This is a genomic window from Paenibacillus zeirhizosphaerae, assembly GCF_030705605.1.
Lineage (GTDB): Bacteria > Bacillota > Bacilli > Paenibacillales > Paenibacillaceae > Paenibacillus > Paenibacillus zeirhizosphaerae.
The window spans coordinates 504,261-521,224 of the sequence record NZ_JAPCKK010000014.1 but is presented as its reverse complement, the minus strand read 5'-3'; the positions used below and the strand labels follow the sequence as shown (position 1 = coordinate 521,224).

The window sequence follows — 16,964 nt, the reverse complement described above, 5'->3', positions numbered from 1 at the left end:
CTGAAAACTTATGAATTCTATAATCTTGATAAAAGGGAAGCGGGAGGACCGGCACGCCATGGTGAAAAGGTTGGTAGTAAGGATAATAGCCGCATTATGCATATTGATGATGCTGGAATCCGTAACGGTAAATTTGATTTGGGCGGCATCTGCCGCCCCCTCTGCGGAGGGAAAGAACACCCGCAACGTTGCCTTGAACGCAAAGGTAACAGCTTCGGGACAATGCAATAGCAACGAGGGCCCGCAAAATGCTGTTGATGGCGACGCCACCACGAAATGGTGCGACAATTCCAGCGGCGCAGGCAAATGGCTGGAACTGGACCTGGGCAAGGTGTACACGCTGAATGAGTGGGTTGTGTACAATGCAGCCTTCAGCGAATCCGGTAACGTTCCGTTCTGGAACACGAAGGATTTCCGCCTGCAAAAAAGTGTGGACGGCAAAAAGTGGGAAACCGTCGATGCCGTGAGAAATAATGTGCAAACGGTTGTTGACCGCTATGTTCCGGCCTTTTCCAGCCGGTATGTCAGATTTTATGTGGAGCGCGGGGCGAATGACAATAACACGGTACGGCTGTACGAGCTCGAATTGTACGGCGTGGACGAAGGGCAAGAGCCTGATTATCCTGCGACCAACAAGCTGCCGGTGGATTATGTAGACCCGTTCATCAACACACTCGGTGACAACGGGCAGACAAATCCGGGACCTTCCACACCGTTTGGCCTCGTTTCGCTGGGTCCTGATGGGGATGGCGGAGCGTTTAGCGGTTATTATTATCAGGATAAAAATTTGAAAGGCTTCTCGCATCTGCGCTTCAGCGGTGTCGGCTGCAGCGGTGCGGGCGGCAATATGCTGATGATGCCGGAAACCCGTACCTTCACGAATAACAGCAGCGAATACAAGCAGAAATATGATAAAAGCAGCGAGCAGGCTTCGCCTGGTTATTATGGCGTAGATCTGGCTTCCGGCATCAACGTCGAGCTGACGACCTCGGATAACGTCGGATTTCACAAGTACACGTTCCCAGCCAATGAGGCGGACGGCTCCGTGCTCGTCGATCTGTCCAACTCCTACGCTGGCATGCTGGACGCCAGCCTGAACGTGGAGAACAACAACGAAATTTCGGGCATGATTCAGTCCAAAAACGTGTGCGGCTATGGCTATTACAAGCTGTATTATTCGATTCAGTTTGACCATGATTTTGCTTCATACACCTCCTGGAAAGGCAGCGATACAGGAGCTGTGCCTCAGCGCACCGGTTCTAACACCGGGGTGTGGCTGGATTTCAACACACAGAACAATAAAGTGATTCAGGCCAAGGTCGGAATCTCTCCAATCAGTGTGGAGCAGGCCAAATCCGAACGTGACAACGACATTGCGGGTTGGGATTTTGACGCACAGCACCAGAAAGCGCGCAGCATGTGGAGCGAAGTGCTGGGCAAGGTTGAAATTACGGATGACAATGAAGAAGAGAAAACCATCTTTTATACACATCTGTATCATATGTTCCTGCATCCGAAAAACGTAACCAGCTCGACGGGCGAATTCCGGGCGGGCAGGGATGAAAATACGATTCGTAATACCTCGGAGCTTGGCGACGATTTTGAATACTACAGCGGCTGGTCAACCTGGGATGATTTTCGGAAGTACCCGCTGTACTCCGTCTTAGAACCGAAGAAATACGAAAACATGGTAAAATCGCTCGTTGATCTTTATAAAACAAGAGGCTCTTATACTCAATATGGCGATGGTTATTGGCCAAGCCCGACGGTACGAAATGAGTTTAACGGTGCTGTCATTCTGGATGCTTACTCCAAAGGCTTTACAGATTTTGATGCATATACGGCGCTGGAAGGCATGGCTGTTGACACCGACCATTATGTGTACAGTGACAATGATGTTTCCGGCAAGCTGGAAAGAGCCTATAGCGCGTATTTTCCGATGAAGCTCGCCGAAATGCTGGGCGACAAGGATACGTATGCGAAGTACAGAGACATTGCCTTGTCTTATAAAAAACTGTGGAATCCGGAGCAAGTGGATGAGAAGGGCGAAAAACGCGGTTTCTTCACGCCAAATGCCCGCAATGTGTCAGCCTCGGAAGTGACGCAGGTCGATAAATATGCTTATCAAGGCAACCTGTGGCAGTACCGCTGGTTCGTGATGCAGGATATTGCCGGATTGGCCGACCTGATGGGCGGCATGCGTGACATGGCGGGCGAGCTGCTGCATTTCTTTGAAATCAACGAATATATGGCGGTTAATGAAACTGACCTCGATGCTCCTTACCTGTTTAACTATTTGCGCATGCCTTATTTGACGCAATATTATGCAAGGGAATATACGACAGAGGTTGTTACGCAAAATTACCATAACCATGGCCGTTATGCGTATCCGATCAAGTCGCGGGTTTATCGTGCTGATCCGGAAGGTTATCTGCCGTCGATGGACGATGACGCTGGTGCGATGTCCTCCTGGTATGTATACAGCGCCATGGGCATTTACCCGGGAAATCCGGGTGAAGCGATGTTCCTGATCGGCTCGCCGATTTTCTCGGAAGTGAAACTGCATCTGGATAACGGTAAGACCTTTACGATCAAGGCCAACAACGTTTCCAGCGACAACCGTTTTATTCAGAGCGCCGAGCTGAATGGCACGAATTTTGATCAAGCCTGGATTCGTTATGAGGATATTATGCAGGGCGGTACCCTGGAATTTTCGATGGGCTCTGTGCCGAATACGTCCTGGGGCGCTTCCAAGGCCGCGATGCCGCCAGCAACGGATTACTCGACAGAGATCGATAACAATCTGATCCGTCAGGATATGATTGCAGAGAAGTCGGAATGGAAGTATTTGGACAAGGGCAAATATGCAGGCGAAGGCTGGACAACCCTCGATTTTGACGACAGCTCCTGGGCGATAGGACAAGCAGCGCTCGGCTACGACAGCAAAGGTTTTGCAAATACAGTGGTCAGCTATGGCCCGGATGGAAACAACAAGTATCCGACCACTTATTTCCGCAAAACGTTTGAGGTGACCGGTCTTGAGGATATCACGAAATTGGAAGCCGGCCTGATCCGGGATGACGGAGCGGTCGTGTACCTGAACGGCCGTGAAATCATCCGCACCAATATGGCGCAAGGAAAGGTGGACTACGGCGCCTATGCGAATGCGACGGTCGGTGACGAGCGCAATGTGAACAGTTATGTGATTGATCCGTCTTATCTGGTTGAAGGCACTAACGTGCTGACTGCGGAGGTTCATCAGTCCAATGGCACGAGCTCGGATATCGCCTTCGAATTCAGCCTGGCGGCCGTCAAGGAGATGGCGACACCTGCTGCTCCGACTCTGCCGCTCGTGGACGATGCTGCCAATACGTTCGGCTGGACGAATGTTCCCGGTTTTGAACAGCCGACAGATTATGAATTCAGTACAGATAACGGTGCACATTGGCAGACTGCCACCTCCAATCCGCAAATCGTTGGTCCGGCGGAATATGAGGCAGGAGAGATTCAGGTCAGAGTCAAGAAGGATGAAAGCCAGGGCCGGGCGACCGGCGAGGTGCTGAAGTCGGATAAGGCTTATACGTCGGACATTCTGTGGGATGTTTTTGATCTGCAAGCAGATGTAAACCGGAAGGGCAATATGGTCGTGGATATCAGCGGAACTTTAAAAGGCCAATATGTCGATTCGGCGGTAGCTGTGTTCCAACTGATGAACGGCAGTGAACAAGCCTGGGTGTCCAACGCCGTGCCTGTTGAGACGGGAAGCTTCGATCTTTCGCAGACCTTTAACGTCAATGCAGGCAATTATCAGTTGAATATCTACCTAGTGGATGATTACAACGGCAATGTGTACGATTCGCTGTGGCTGGCTGAGCCAATCGTATCCCAGGCCGAACCGGTGCCGGCTCCATCGCCTGAACCGGAACCGAATCCGAATCCGGGGACACCAGGGGAAGAGCCGGAAATTGAACCCCTGCCGCTTCCAGTGAAGGAGGAAACGCCTCCAATCATTGAAATACCGGAGGACGGAGAGCAATCTGGCACGGGCGGTGTGTTTGAGTTCGAAGACCGCAGCGCATGGTCCACAGAGGTCAACACATTTAACAACAATCCGCTGAAAACGGAATCCGCCAATGGCGGAACGGTAGTGGCTAACACCTTTACCGGCGCATGGCTCAGCTATGAGGATGTCGATTTCGGAGCGGGAGGAGTGAACCGTGTTACGGTTGAGTATGATGCTCCAACGTCGAGAACACCGGCAGACAGCATTCTTGAATTGCGATTGGGCGGGGTTAACGGCGAGCTTGTAGGCACGGTCAAGCTGCCGAATACAGGCAGCGGCTGGGGAACATACAGTAAGGCGGTAGCGAACCTGGACAAAACGATAACCGGGACACAGGATTTATATCTTGTCATGAAGGGCAGCACGGACAGCAGCCGTCTTTACATGGGTAATTTCGACCGCTTCACACTGGATTATCTCAAGATCAGAAACGATTATGCCCGGCTTGAGCTGGAAGCCTATGATCAGTGGTCCACGGATGCGAATCCGGCAAACAACGGCCCGTTGAAAACAGAGTCCGGAAAGAGCGGACAGCAGGTTGCAAATACATTTAATGGCGCATGGCTGGCCTATCTCAATATGGACTTTGGCACAACGGGAGCGAACCAGTTTTCCATTGAGTACGTGGGCAACACCGGAAACACAGCCGCCGATGCGGTTGTTGAGATCCGCCTTGGCGGCATAAACGGCACCTTGGTCGGTACCGTTGCCACGCCTCCAACCGCAAGCGGCTGGGGCACGTATGCCACGGTGAAAGGCAGCCTTACACAGACGATTACCGGTATGCAGGATGTCTATCTCGTATTCAAAGGAACAACCGATTCAACGTACAAATATATCGGCAATTTTGACAATGCGAGCTTCTTTTTAGACGAAATGCCTGAAGAACCTGAACAACCGCAGCCAGATGTGACTGTGCAGTTTGAGAATCGCAGCACCTGGTCTTCGGAGGTCAATACGTTTAATAACAAGCCGTTGAAAACGGAAAGCAGCAATGGCGGGACGGTTGTGGGCAACACGTTTGACGGCGCATGGCTGACCTTTAACGAGGTTGATTTCGGTACGGCGGACAAAAATCATATCGAGATCGTGTATGATTCGCCTTCTCAAAAAGCCCCTGCGGGTGTTACTGCGGAAATTAGGCTGAACGATAAGGATGGCCAGCTTGTTGGTACGGTGGCGCTGCCGAATACCGGAAGCGGTTGGGGAACGTACAAGACCGCCAGCGCTAAGCTGGATCAGCCGCTCAACGGTGTGCAAACGATTTGCGTCGTATTCAAGGGTTCCACCACATCCAGCCTGATGTATGTCGGTAACGTGGATTCGATGACTTTTTCCGCGGCTGAATAAGCACGGATCATATAATTATTTATCAAGCGCCTCTCTGCAGTCACCGTGCAGGGAGGCGCTTTTTTGCGTACGCCTAGCATTAGTCATTTGGGATTATAGCTCGGCTCTTGATGGTGCGAGCTGCCGGTTGATCACGTTGCGGTACACATCCGCCGGCCGCAAGCCGACGAGCTTGTCGACAGGTTGCCCATCCTTGAAAAAGATGACCGTCGGCAGACTCATGACGCCGAATTGCGACGCCAGCTCTGGCGACTCGTCGGCATCCACTGTCGCGAACTTGACTGCGGCCCCGTATTCATCTGCTAAACCATGCAGTATCGGCATCAAAACTTTGCATGGAGGGCACCAACCTGCCCCGAACTCCAGGACGGCGGCATCCGCTCCTCCTACCCACTCCAAATACTGGCTTTCATCGATCGTTTGCATGCTCATGCGCGCTCTCCTCCTTTTTCTCCTCACGAATGGATGCAATCCGGTCGATCAGATTTGACCGGATCTGCGACAACAAGAGAATCTGGCCGTCGATCTCCGACAGCTTCTTCTCGAACATGGGCAGCACCTCCTCGCAGAACGCCTCCTTACTCTTCATGACGCAATGGAGAAAACCCGCGATCTGCTCTGTACTCAAACCCAGCGATAAATAGAGCCGGATCGTGCGAACCTGCTCCACGGCCAGCGGATTGTATTCCCTGTATCCGTTCTCCAGCCGTGAGGCCGTCAGCAGCCCCATTTTCTCGTAATAACGAAGGGAACGAATACTTGCTCCCGTCGCTTTGGACAGCTCCCCTATTTGCACAGGCGTCACCTCCCTGGAGTGCTGTTATATCCCCATCATAAACCCTAACATCAGTGTGAGGGTCAAACATTTTTTGAAGCAACATGAAACAAGAAGTCCTGGATATGGTGAGCGGCGTTGCATCACGTCAACCAAATAAATTCTAATTTTCTGCATATGCTACCCATTGGCGGGCGCGGATTTTTTGACGGCACCTCCAAAACTGAGGAATGAGGGATGTTGTGTGGGTGAGAAGAACATTTTAGCCTATTTCAAAAGTCCGGAGGAGGCACAGGCCGCGGCCAAAAAGCTGGAGGCGCTGAGGGTGGTAGATATGTCCATCGACCGTTTCAGCAGATATTCGGGAACCGGGCCTGTGGGCGGTATGCCGACCCTGGCCGGACAATTCGGCAGTCTGTCCTCGCTTGTGCACGGCGGAGATTTCACGAATAGTACCTCCGGTATTCTGGCAGCGGCCGATCCTTCGGCCAGCGGCATGAGCGATGGTGGACAAGGGGGGCCAACAGGCAGAAATATCCTCCTGACGGCTGTGGTGGATGAATCAGTCCACCATCAGGCGCTCTCTATTGTGGAACAGACCGGCGGCATGTTGTAACACACCATTCGAGCAACAAAAGTATAGAAGAGAAGGGAGCTGTTGTTATGTCCGCAAACAAGCGGTATGATAAATCGTTTACGAAAACGGAGAAAATGAAGATTATGAGCTCCGCCAAAAATGAGGACGTGGAATTTTCGGCCGAATTGGCAGATAAGGAGGATGTGGAGGCCTTGCGCCGCAGCGAGGCGGCTAACCACCGCCAGGAGCGCATTTTGACAGATCCGGCCAAGAACAAAGAGACCAAGCTTTGACACTCCCGCTTCTGTCAACAGAAAGCTTGTGACTGAGCCGATTCATCCCATGCCTGCAGCCATGGGATTTCTAAAGTAAATCCCTCTACGAGGGATGGCTTCTCCGTTTGATCTGGTCTGGTCGTCCGCGCATTTCTTTTATTGTTTACAAAGGTCGAGAGCAGCGAAGCTGCAGATGCTCTCGACCTTTTTTGCCTGTCCAGGAATCGCAAAAGTTCCTTTTGACCCGCGAAGAGTCTTTTTAGTCTTGAAGTGGGGGAAAGCACGCAGCAGCGGAGAGAACGAAGCAATTCCGGAAAAGCGGAGCGTTCACCTTTGGCCCGGAGGGCCAACAGTGATTGCAGGAATGCTTCGTTCTCGGAGCGCCTCCCACCACGGAAAAAGCAGCACCCTAGGTCAATGAAACCTATGCGATCCTCTCTTTTTGAACTCGCACGCGCATGTATAGTACAATAAATGTTATACATGCAGACGAGGAGGAAAATAGATAGATGTTATGGCATGAGCTTACAATTCATACTACAGAGGAAGCGGTGGAGATGATTTCCAACTTCCTGCACGAAGCTGGGGCGGGTGGTGTATCCATCGAAGAGTCCGGAACCTTGAACAAGGAGCGGGATACATCCTACGGCCAATGGTATGAACGGCCCCTGAACGACATCCCCGAGGGCCAGGCGGTCATCAAGGGGTACTTCTCCGAGGAAACGGACTTAAATGAAATTCAGAGCGGGCTTCAGCCGCGAATCGAGCAATTGAGAACGTTCGACATTGATCCAGGGGATTACAGCTTTGAGCAGCGGACGGTCAACGAGGATGATTGGGCTGACGCCTGGAAGCAGTATTTCAAGCCGCAGCGCGTATCGGAGCGTCTGACGATCAAGCCAACTTGGGAGGATTACGAGCCAGCGAGCGAAGCGGAGCAGATTATCGAGCTCGACCCGGGCATGGCTTTCGGGACAGGAACACATCCGACGACTTCCTTGTGTCTGCGTACGCTTGAATCTGTCATTGAAGGCGGCGAGGAGATTATTGACGTCGGCACGGGTTCGGGCATTTTGGCAATCGGAGCGGTGAAGCTTGGTGCGAAGCATGTGCTTGCGCTGGACCTGGACCCGGTGGCGGTGTCCAGCGCGCTGGACAATACGAGCCTGAACAAGCTGGAGCAGCAAATTACGGTCAAAGAAAGTGATCTGCTATCCGTGCTGGATGGCAATGATCCTTCATTGGGCGTACAGTTGCCGGTTAAAATTGTAGTGGCCAATATTCTGGCCGAGATCATTGTGCTGTTCGTTGAGGACGTGTATAAAGCACTAGAGCCAGGTGGTATTTATATCGCTTCAGGCATCTGGAAGAACAAAGAGCAGGTCGTAGAAGAAGCGCTGACGGCCGCAGGTTTCACCATTCAGGATAAGCACCGTGATGAAGACTGGATCGCCTTTGTGGCGAGGAAGGGCTGACGATGGACTTTCTGAATAGCTTCTTCCAATTCAACCTTGATGAGCTGCCGTTTGTTCTGCTGACGCTGATCATCGCATTCACTGTGCACGAATTTGCGCATGCCTACTTTGCCAACAAGTTCGGCGACCCTACAGCCAAGCTGCTGGGACGGGTTACGCTGAATCCGGCGGTGCATCTGGATGTACTTGGAACGCTGCTGATTCTAATTGCAGGCTTCGGATGGGCGAAGCCCGTTCCGGTCAACCGCGACAATTTCAGCCGCCCGCGTCTGATGGGCATTATCGTATCCGCCGCAGGTCCGCTAAGTAATCTGCTGCTTGCCTTTTTATCGACCCTGATCTATTTTGCGATTGTGCATTTGGGTATGCCCGGTTTGGACTCCAACCCGCGGGTGTTTGAAGCGGTCCGCATCTTTTTCAATTATATGATTACGCTCAACGTGCTTTTGTTTTTGTTCAATCTTATTCCGCTTCCACCGCTGGACGGGTACAGAATTTTGGAGGATATAGCTCCCACTCCATTGCGTCGGAAGCTGCAGCAGTTTGAGCAATGGTCTATCTTTATTTTTCTGCTGATTCTTGTGCTGCCGCCGCTGCGGGCAGTGACGATCACGCCGCTGTATGAGCTGGTGAATACCATTGCACACGGGTTTGCCAGCTTCGCAATGCTCATTTTTCAATAATAGGGAGCCGGCAGGCTCCTTCTTTAATTTAGGCTGGCCGGATACGGAAAAGCTTAAAATTACTTTACTGAATTGTAACTGTTATTGTTAATTTTTAACTCGAACTTCGTCGTATAATGTTCATCAGGCGATAAAATGTTTTCTTACATAAAGATGAGGAATTGAATATGAAAGGTGCTTTACGTGATGTTAACAACAACCAGAGCAACATTTCGTAGCCAACCTCTCCCGACCGCGATGCTGCGGATTCACAGCATGAAGGAGGGGCAGGTTTGTCACAACCATTGAAGAGTGGACGGCGCATGCATGGATTGGATGGACTGCGCGCCATTGCTGTATTAGGAGTTATTGCTTATCACTTGAAGCTTGATTTTATTCCCGGGGGTTTGCTCGGGGTGGGCCTATTTTTTGTTCTTTCGGGTTATCTCATTACCGACATTCTTGTCATGCAGTGGCAGGATCAGGGTCGGATTACGTTGGGGGATTTTTGGATCAAGCGGGCCAGAAGACTGCTTCCGGGCATGCTCACCATGACCGCTGTTGTGATGATCTGGCTGCTCATGACCGATCCTGCCCGGCTTGTCTCGTTGCGCGGGGATATTGTGTCAGGGGTGTTATACATAAGCAACTGGTGGTACATTTTTCATCATGTGTCCTATTTTGAGAGCTTTGGTCCTCCTTCGCCATTTGGGCATTTCTGGTCATTGTCCGTTGAAGAACAGTTCTATATTGTGTGGCCTCTGCTGCTGCTTGTTATGATTGTGTCGTTCAGGAAAAAGGGATGGCTGGTCGTCTCCATTGTAGTGCTGGCCGGACTGTCGGCTGGAGCGATGGCGATGATGTACAATCCGGATCTGGACCCGAGCCGTGTATATTACGGAACGGACACACGAGCTTTCGCCTTGCTCGCGGGAGCCGCGCTGGCCGTGGTGTGGCCAAGCCGGAGGCTGTCCCATGCATTGGCCGGCAAGCAGCAGCTGTCTCTGGATCTATCCGGTCTGGCCGCGCTGGTGCTGCTGGTCTACATGATGCTGAGCACCAACGAGTATGATTCATGGCTGTATCAAGGAGGAATGCTTGTTCAGGCTCTTGCAACCACTGTGCTTGTGGCTGTGCTTGCTCATCCTTTGTCACAGCTGGCCCGTATAATCGGGTCCGCGCCGCTGCGCTGGATCGGCGAACGCTCCTATGGTTTGTATCTGTGGCATTACCCGGTCATTGTCCTGACTACACCAACGGTAGATACGGATGGAGCAAATCCGTTGCGTATGGCGCTCCAGGTGCTTGCCACCGTTATACTGGCTTCGTTGTCGTTCAAATATGTCGAGAATCCGATCAGATGCAACGGATTCAGGCATACCTGGTCACGGGTATGGGGAAGGGAGCTTGGTTGGGTTTTCACCCGCCGTACGCTGTGGAGACGGGGGAGTGTGATGCTGAGCGTTGTTTTGCTGACGTTCACCATTTCGCATATGATGAAGACTTTGCCTGCAAGCTCGGCCTCCTACTCGGAATCAATGTTGGTGAGGCTGAGCGGGAAAACTCCGCCCGATCCGGGACAGGTTAAGGACCTGGCTGCTTCCTCCCAGACATCCGGTGCCGGAAATAAGCCATCTCAGCAATCCACAGGCAATGAAGAGCAGCATGTGAAAGAGACAAGTAACCAGGGAGAGAAACCGACCGGCACGGATACCTCGAAAACCGAAACGGATAAAGATGGCAAAACCACAGGTCCGAACGGTGGCGAGGGCACATTCTCAGGTCAGGTGAGTTATAGCGTTGTCGGGGACTCCGTGATTCTGGATGCCAAGCCGTATTTGGAGAAGTCCATTGCTGGAATCCATGTGGATGGTAAGATTGGCCGCCAGATGTGGGAAGCTACGGCTGTATTGCAGCAGTTGGAGAATAGCGGTCAACTTGGCAGCAGCGTGGTACTGGAGCTTGGGACAAACGGTTCTTTCAACTCTAAAAATCTGGATGCCGTGCTTAAACTCCTGAAAAATAAAAAACAGGTGTATCTGGTGACCGTGAGGGTTCCGCGTCCTTGGGAACGGACAGTAAACAAAGTATTGAATGACGTCGCGGGACGTTATGCGAACGTATCTCTGATTGACTGGTACAGCACTAGCAAGGGGCATGATGAATATTTTGAAAGGGACGGTGTGCATTTGACCCAGGCAGGGTCAGAGGCTTTTGCTGAACTGGTGAAGAACAGCGTGAAGTAATAGGCCGAAATCAGGGGTTACAAGCATAAAGGATGGAGCACTTATCCTGATTTATTCATAATGATTGATCATATACGAGGAGTCCTGCGCTGCAGGGCTTCTTCTTTTTTCGGTACGCTTGTATGGGCGTCACCTTGCTTCAAACAGCAGCTCCATGGGCTTATGGGGATTATTCTGCTCGGCTAGAACGGCATGATAAGGTATGGTTTTTCACCCTTAAAAGTTGTATGATGATATTTTGGATACGTGGTACAAGGATGCAGGCAATTCAGGGAGGAACTCACGATGCAGCGCTATTTTATTCCGCCTGAGCAGTTTCAGGAGCAGAGCGTCACCATTACAGGTGAAGACGCCCGTCATATCGGCAAAGTGATGCGTGGACGTCCCGGCGACAAGATCATCGTCAGTGACGGGCTAACTCGCGAAGCGCTCGCGGAGCTTGAACACATAGAGCAGGACCGCGTCACCGCGGCAATTATCGAAGGGCTGGAAATGACCTCGGAGCCGCAGGTTAAGATAACCATTGCCCAGAGCCTGCCCAAAGGCGACAAAATGGAGACGGTGATCCAGAAATGTACGGAGATCGGCGCTTATGCCTTCGTTCCTTTTCTGTCCACACGCACGGTCGTGCAGTATGACGCCAAAAAGGAAGGCAAACGGCTTGAGCGTTGGCGCAAAATCGCCAAGGAAGCAGCCGAGCAAAGCCACCGCAACCGCATACCCGGCATCGCTTCGCCTCTTTCCTGGAAAGAGCTGCTGGCGTCTTTTGCGGGGTATGATTTGGTATGTTATTGTTATGAAAAAGAGCATGGGCGCCAATTGCGCGACGTGATCGCTCCTTTTATGGAACAGAGCAGGCAGCAAGGGGAGCAGCCCCGTATTCTGCTTGTCGTTGGACCGGAGGGAGGCTTCACCGAAGAGGAGAGCCTGGCCGCCGAAAGTGCAGGTGCCCGTTCCACGGGTCTGGGACGCCGGATTTTACGCGCCGAGACCGCGGGTATGACCGCGTTAGCATGTATACTTTATGAGTCAGGAGAAATGGGAGGGATTTGACATGCCGTCCGTGGCATTTTATACGCTTGGCTGCAAAGTCAACTTTTATGATACAGAAGCGATCTGGCAGCTTTTTAAAAAAGAAGGCTACGAGCAGGTCGACTTCGAAGAGCAGACAGCCGATGTTTATTTAATTAATACATGTACCGTTACGAATACGGGAGACAAGAAAAGCCGCCAAATCATCCGGCGTGCGATCCGCCGCAACCCGGACGCAGTCGTAGCCGTAACCGGCTGTTACGCCCAGACCTCCCCTGCGGAGATTTTGGACATCCCTGGTGTGGATTTGGTCGTCGGGACGCAGGACCGTGATAAAATTTTGCCTTATGTACAACAAATTCAGGAATCCCGCCAGCCGATCAACGCGGTGCGCAATATTATGAAAAACCGTGTATTTGAAGAGATGGATGTTCCCGATTTTCAGGACCGCACCCGTGCGTTCCTGAAAATCCAGGACGGATGCAACAATTTCTGCACGTTCTGCATTATTCCGTGGTCGCGTGGACTGTCCCGCAGCCGTGATTCGCAGAGCATTATCAAGCAGGCGCGGCAGCTCGTGCAGGCCGGTTATAAGGAAATCGTGCTGACAGGCATTCATACGGGCGGATACGGCGATGACATGGAGAATTATGATCTGTCCGATCTGCTGTGGGATCTTGAAAAAGTGGACGGGCTGGAGCGTATTCGCATCAGCTCTATTGAAGCAAGCCAGATTGACGAGAAAATGCTGGATGTACTGAACCGCTCCAGCAAGCTTGTGCGCCATTTCCATATCCCGCTGCAGGCCGGTGACGATACCGTGCTGAAACGGATGCGCCGCAAATATACAACCGAAGAGTTCTATAACAAAATGCTGATGATCCGCAAAGCGATGCCTGATGTGGCTATTACGACAGACGTCATCGTTGGTTTCCCGGGTGAAACGGACGAGATGTTCCGCAACGGCTATGAGTTGATGAAGAAAATCGGCTTCTCGGAAATGCACGTCTTCCCCTATTCCAAACGCAGCGGTACGCCGGCGGCACGGATGGAGGATCAGGTCGATGAGGAAGTGAAGAACACACGCGTGCACGAATTGATCGATCTTTCCGAGCAAATGCAGCTTGCCTATGCGCAGAAATTCGTAGGCCAGGTGCTTGATGTGATTCCGGAAGGAGAGCATAAGGGCTCCGAAGGAACAGGGCTGCTTCAGGGCTACAGCGACAATTATATCCAGATGGTGTTCGAAGGCTCCAAGGATATGATCGGCAAAGTTGTCCGGGTCAAAGTGACCGAAGCAAGTGTAAACGAAAGCAGAGGTCAGCTTGTCCGCGTTATGGAGACAGGTTTGCAGACTGCGCTCTAACTGACCACCCGGCTTTGCAAGTGCTAGAAAGGGACTACAAGGATTTCGTCTTTCCGGCTTCCGGGGGATGAAATCCTTTGTTGTACAAAGAAAGGGGAACTAGAGATGACCGCCAAAAAAGAGATATCTGCGGGAGGCGTCGTGTATCGCCGTAGTGAGGACGGAGCGCTTGAAATCCAGCTGATCACAGACCGATACGGTAAAATATCGCTGGCCAAAGGCAAGATGGAGCCCGGTGAAACGGTTGAACAAACCGCATTGCGCGAAATTTTGGAGGAAACCGGGATTACGGGCCGCATCACGGATAAAGTCGATATTATAGCTTATACTTACCAGCATGCGGAATACGGCGAGGTTGACAAAGAGGTCCATTATTACCTGGTTGAGGCCGTAGACGGCACGCTGAAGGCACAGGCGGAAGAAATCAAGGGTGTCGAGTGGTATGAGCCACAGGCAGCCTGGCGCAGACAGAGAGAAGATGGCTACGATAACAATGACGCCATTGTGCGCAAAGGGCTTGCCCTGCTGAACATCAGCGTACAGTAGGCTGCGCTGGCGGAGAGGAACCCATTCGTTCCCAGACAGGCAAATAACATATGGGCAGAACGGCAAGGGAGCAGATGAGGTTGAACAAGGTTTGAGCATGTGCAATCTGGGTTCCCGGACCGGAGGACATCCAGGCCGCAGCCTGTTCCAGTCCGTTGATGAAGGGCATGAACAGGAGCGCGCCGGCGATGTTGAGACCGGTGTGTGACCAAGCGACAAAGTGCCCTGCGCGGCTGCCGCCAAGTGCGGCGATCAGCGCGGTCACACAGGTCCCCACATTGGAGCCGATCACGATCCCAATGCCGACATCCACGGGGAGAGCACCGGCGGCCGCTAGGCTGATCGCTGTGCCGATAACGGCGGCGCTGCTGTGTATGATGGCCGTCAGGCAGGCTCCGGCTGCGAATGCCCACCACATGCTGTCCTCCGAATGCTCCAGAAACCAGCGGAACACGCCGGCATCCCGGACCCAGGGGCCGGTCGTCTGCATAAGCTGGATGCCGCCGAGCAGCAGGGCGAAGCCGGAGCAGGCAAGGCAGGCATACTGGAAGGCAAGCAGCCTGCGCGGCGGACTGGCACGGAAAGGGGCTCCGCGCTCCACGAGCATGACGGACACTGCCCAAGACAACAGAGATACACCGAGCAAGGGCATCGCCCATCGTCCAAGCTGCAGGCCGAGCAGCTCGGTCGTGACGACGGTTCCGACATTCGTGCCCAGGATAATACCGAGTGTTCGCCCATAAGTGAGCAGCCCGGCGTTGACGAGCCCGATGGTCAGCACGGTAACGGCTGTGCTGCTTTGCAGCAGAGCGGTGAGGCCTGAGCTGAAGAGTAGTCCTTTCCAGGGAGAAGCGGTGGCGCGGTTCAGCCATTTGGACAACAGCGGACCGCCCAACTGCCTAAGTGCGGCTTCCATCAGCTTCATCCCCCCCAAGAAAATGAACAACCCCCCTGACAGGGGCAGTATGACATGAAAGAACACGGAGGAGTCTCCTTTCTGATGCAGTTCGCGGTTCTGATTCAAAAAATCCGGTTATACCACGTATATGCAGGAGAGCGGACAACCATGACAGGCTTAAATGAGTGAACGACCGGAAGCGGCACCGATGCCGCTTCACGGAAATAGAGGAGTGTAATGCAGTGGCATCAGTTATATTGGAGCGTGGCCGCAAGAAGAGGCTGGAGCAGGGGCATCCTTGGGTTTTCAAAAATGAAATAACGTCCGTAGAAGGTGATCCGGCAGCCGGGGAAGTGGTTGCGATTGTGAATCACCAGGGGCGATTTCTGGCGTCAGGTTATTATAATCCCGCTTCCCAGATTACCGTAAGGGTGGTGTCCTATCAGCCTCTGGAACGGATGGATAAGGAGTTTTTCGCAGCCCGTTTCCGTGACTGCCTGCAGCACCGCCATCGCTTTATTGCCGAAGGGGATGCTTACAGGCTGGTGTACGGGGAGGCTGACTTTCTGCCAGGCCTGGTCGTGGACCGTTTTAAGGATGTGCTGGTGGTGCAGCTGCTTACGCTTGGCATGGACCGTCGCCGGGAGGAGATCACGGAGGCGCTGGTTGAGGTGTTCGGCCCTGCCGGGATTTATGAACGAAGTGACGTGTCCGTGCGGGAGCTGGAAGGGCTGGAACAGCAGAAGGGGACACTTTATGGTGAATGCCCGCGTCATGTCACGGTGACGGAGAATGGACTGAGTATCAAGGTGGATATCGTAGAAGGCCAGAAGACAGGCTATTTCTTCGATCAGCGTGAGAACAGGGCCGCCATCGCTCCGCTTATGAAGGGCTGGGGAGCCAGAAGCGGCATTACGCTGCAGACGGTCGAGGTTGATGGACAGCAGTTGCAAAGACCAGTCAACAAAAGCGGAAAAATCGTCGAATTTCCGTATTGGGATGGAGCGACGGTGCTGGAATGCTTCTCCCATACGGGCAGCTTCACACTGAATGCCTGCAAATTCGGAGCCAAAAAGGTCACCTGCCTTGATATTTCGGAGCATGCGATCGAGAGCGCGCGCGAAAACGTCCGCCTGAACGGCTTTGAGGATCGTGTGGAATTTGTGGTTGAGGACGCGTTCAAATATCTGCGGGAGCAGGTGAAAGGGAGCGAGGAGCGTACATTACGTGCAGAGGCGGGCCAGAAAAAGGTTGATACCTCCAAACCGCTTGCGGGTGCAGGCCGAACCTTTGACGTTGTGATCCTCGATCCGCCAGCGTTCGCCAAGACGAGGAGTGCTGTCAAGGGAGCGTGCAGAGGCTACAAGGACATCAACCTGCACGGCATGAAGCTGGTGAATGAGGGTGGATATCTGGTTACGGCAAGCTGTTCCTACCACATGCGTCCTGAGCTTTTTCTGGATACGATCCAGGAAGCGGCAGCGGATTCCGGGAAAATTTTGCGTCTTGTGGAATGGCGTGCTGCCGGCAAAGACCATCCCCAAATTTTGGGGGTCGATGAGGGTCACTACCTGAAATTCGCCATCTTTGAAGTCCGGAGCCGTTCCCGGATGTGATTTGTTAATAGGTGGATAAAAATCACGCTCACCTCTTGAAGGGCAGGCTTAGCCTGCTTGTGCAAGGGGTGTTTGCCGTGTTT

13 protein-coding genes are annotated in these 16,964 nt (G+C 52.7%); 10 read left to right on the top strand and 3 right to left on the bottom strand.

Annotation, left to right across the window (positions count from 1 at the left end):
* Positions 1 to 58: 58 nt before the first annotated feature.
* Entirely contained in the window at positions 59 to 5,413 is a 5,355-nt protein-coding gene (locus OIN60_RS09515; RefSeq protein WP_305754609.1) for a GH92 family glycosyl hydrolase, read from the top strand.
* A gap of 93 nt (positions 5,414 to 5,506) precedes the next feature.
* Here OIN60_RS09515 and OIN60_RS09510 read toward each other — a convergent pair whose 3' ends face one another.
* The gene (locus OIN60_RS09510) at positions 5,507 to 5,845 is read right to left on the bottom strand and encodes a thioredoxin family protein (RefSeq protein WP_305754608.1); all 339 of its coding nucleotides are present in this window, start codon (positions 5,843 to 5,845) and stop codon (positions 5,507 to 5,509) included.
* On the bottom strand, positions 5,823 to 6,209 hold the full coding sequence (locus tag OIN60_RS09505) for a MerR family transcriptional regulator (protein WP_305754607.1): 387 nt from the start codon (positions 6,207 to 6,209) through the stop codon (positions 5,823 to 5,825). Before OIN60_RS09505 ends, OIN60_RS09510 begins: the two co-directional genes overlap by 23 nt.
* A 223-nt stretch (positions 6,210 to 6,432) precedes the next feature.
* On the opposite strand from OIN60_RS09505, the gene OIN60_RS09500 reads away from it, so the two are divergent.
* The 8 genes from OIN60_RS09500 (at position 6,433) to OIN60_RS09465 (ending at position 14,367) form a co-directional block, all read left to right on the top strand.
* Positions 6,433 to 6,804 carry a hypothetical protein gene (locus OIN60_RS09500; RefSeq protein ID WP_305754606.1) on the top strand — a complete coding sequence of 124 codons (372 nt, stop codon included), beginning with the start codon at positions 6,433 to 6,435 and terminating at the stop codon, positions 6,802 to 6,804.
* Between the two features lie 47 nt (positions 6,805 to 6,851).
* A complete protein-coding gene (locus OIN60_RS09495; RefSeq protein ID WP_305754605.1) occupies positions 6,852 to 7,058 on the top strand; it encodes a YfhD family protein in 207 nt (68 codons plus the stop codon).
* A 491-nt stretch (positions 7,059 to 7,549) separates the two neighbouring features.
* Entirely contained in the window at positions 7,550 to 8,515 is a 966-nt protein-coding gene (prmA, locus tag OIN60_RS09490) for a 50S ribosomal protein L11 methyltransferase (RefSeq protein WP_305754604.1), read from the top strand.
* Between the two features lie 2 nt (positions 8,516 to 8,517).
* Entirely contained in the window at positions 8,518 to 9,198 is a 681-nt protein-coding gene (locus OIN60_RS09485; RefSeq protein WP_305754603.1) for a site-2 protease family protein, read from the top strand.
* Positions 9,199 to 9,470: 272 nt separating this feature from the next.
* Positions 9,471 to 11,423 (top strand): acyltransferase family protein, encoded by a 1,953-nt coding sequence (locus OIN60_RS09480; protein WP_305754602.1) that lies wholly within the window; start codon positions 9,471 to 9,473, stop codon positions 11,421 to 11,423.
* 285 nt (positions 11,424 to 11,708) lie between these two features.
* Positions 11,709 to 12,476 (top strand): 16S rRNA (uracil(1498)-N(3))-methyltransferase, encoded by a 768-nt coding sequence (locus tag OIN60_RS09475; protein ID WP_305754601.1) that lies wholly within the window; start codon positions 11,709 to 11,711, stop codon positions 12,474 to 12,476.
* 1 nt (position 12,477) lies between these two features.
* Positions 12,478 to 13,821 carry a tRNA (N(6)-L-threonylcarbamoyladenosine(37)-C(2))-methylthiotransferase MtaB gene (mtaB, locus tag OIN60_RS09470; RefSeq protein ID WP_305754600.1) on the top strand — a complete coding sequence of 448 codons (1,344 nt, stop codon included), beginning with the start codon at positions 12,478 to 12,480 and terminating at the stop codon, positions 13,819 to 13,821.
* A 105-nt stretch (positions 13,822 to 13,926) separates the two neighbouring features.
* Complete coding sequence (locus tag OIN60_RS09465) at positions 13,927 to 14,367, top strand: NUDIX hydrolase (protein WP_305754599.1); 441 nt, start codon at positions 13,927 to 13,929, stop codon at positions 14,365 to 14,367.
* Here OIN60_RS09465 and OIN60_RS09460 read toward each other — a convergent pair.
* The gene (locus OIN60_RS09460) at positions 14,354 to 15,349 is read right to left on the bottom strand and encodes a Na/Pi cotransporter family protein (RefSeq protein WP_305754598.1); all 996 of its coding nucleotides are present in this window, start codon (positions 15,347 to 15,349) and stop codon (positions 14,354 to 14,356) included. The two genes, OIN60_RS09465 and OIN60_RS09460, sit on opposite strands and share 14 nt — an antisense overlap.
* 158 nt (positions 15,350 to 15,507) lie before the next feature.
* On the opposite strand from OIN60_RS09460, the gene OIN60_RS09455 reads away from it, so the two are divergent.
* Positions 15,508 to 16,881 carry a class I SAM-dependent rRNA methyltransferase gene (locus OIN60_RS09455; protein WP_305754597.1) on the top strand — a complete coding sequence of 458 codons (1,374 nt, stop codon included), beginning with the start codon at positions 15,508 to 15,510 and terminating at the stop codon, positions 16,879 to 16,881.
* The last annotated feature ends 83 nt before the right edge of the window (positions 16,882 to 16,964 follow it).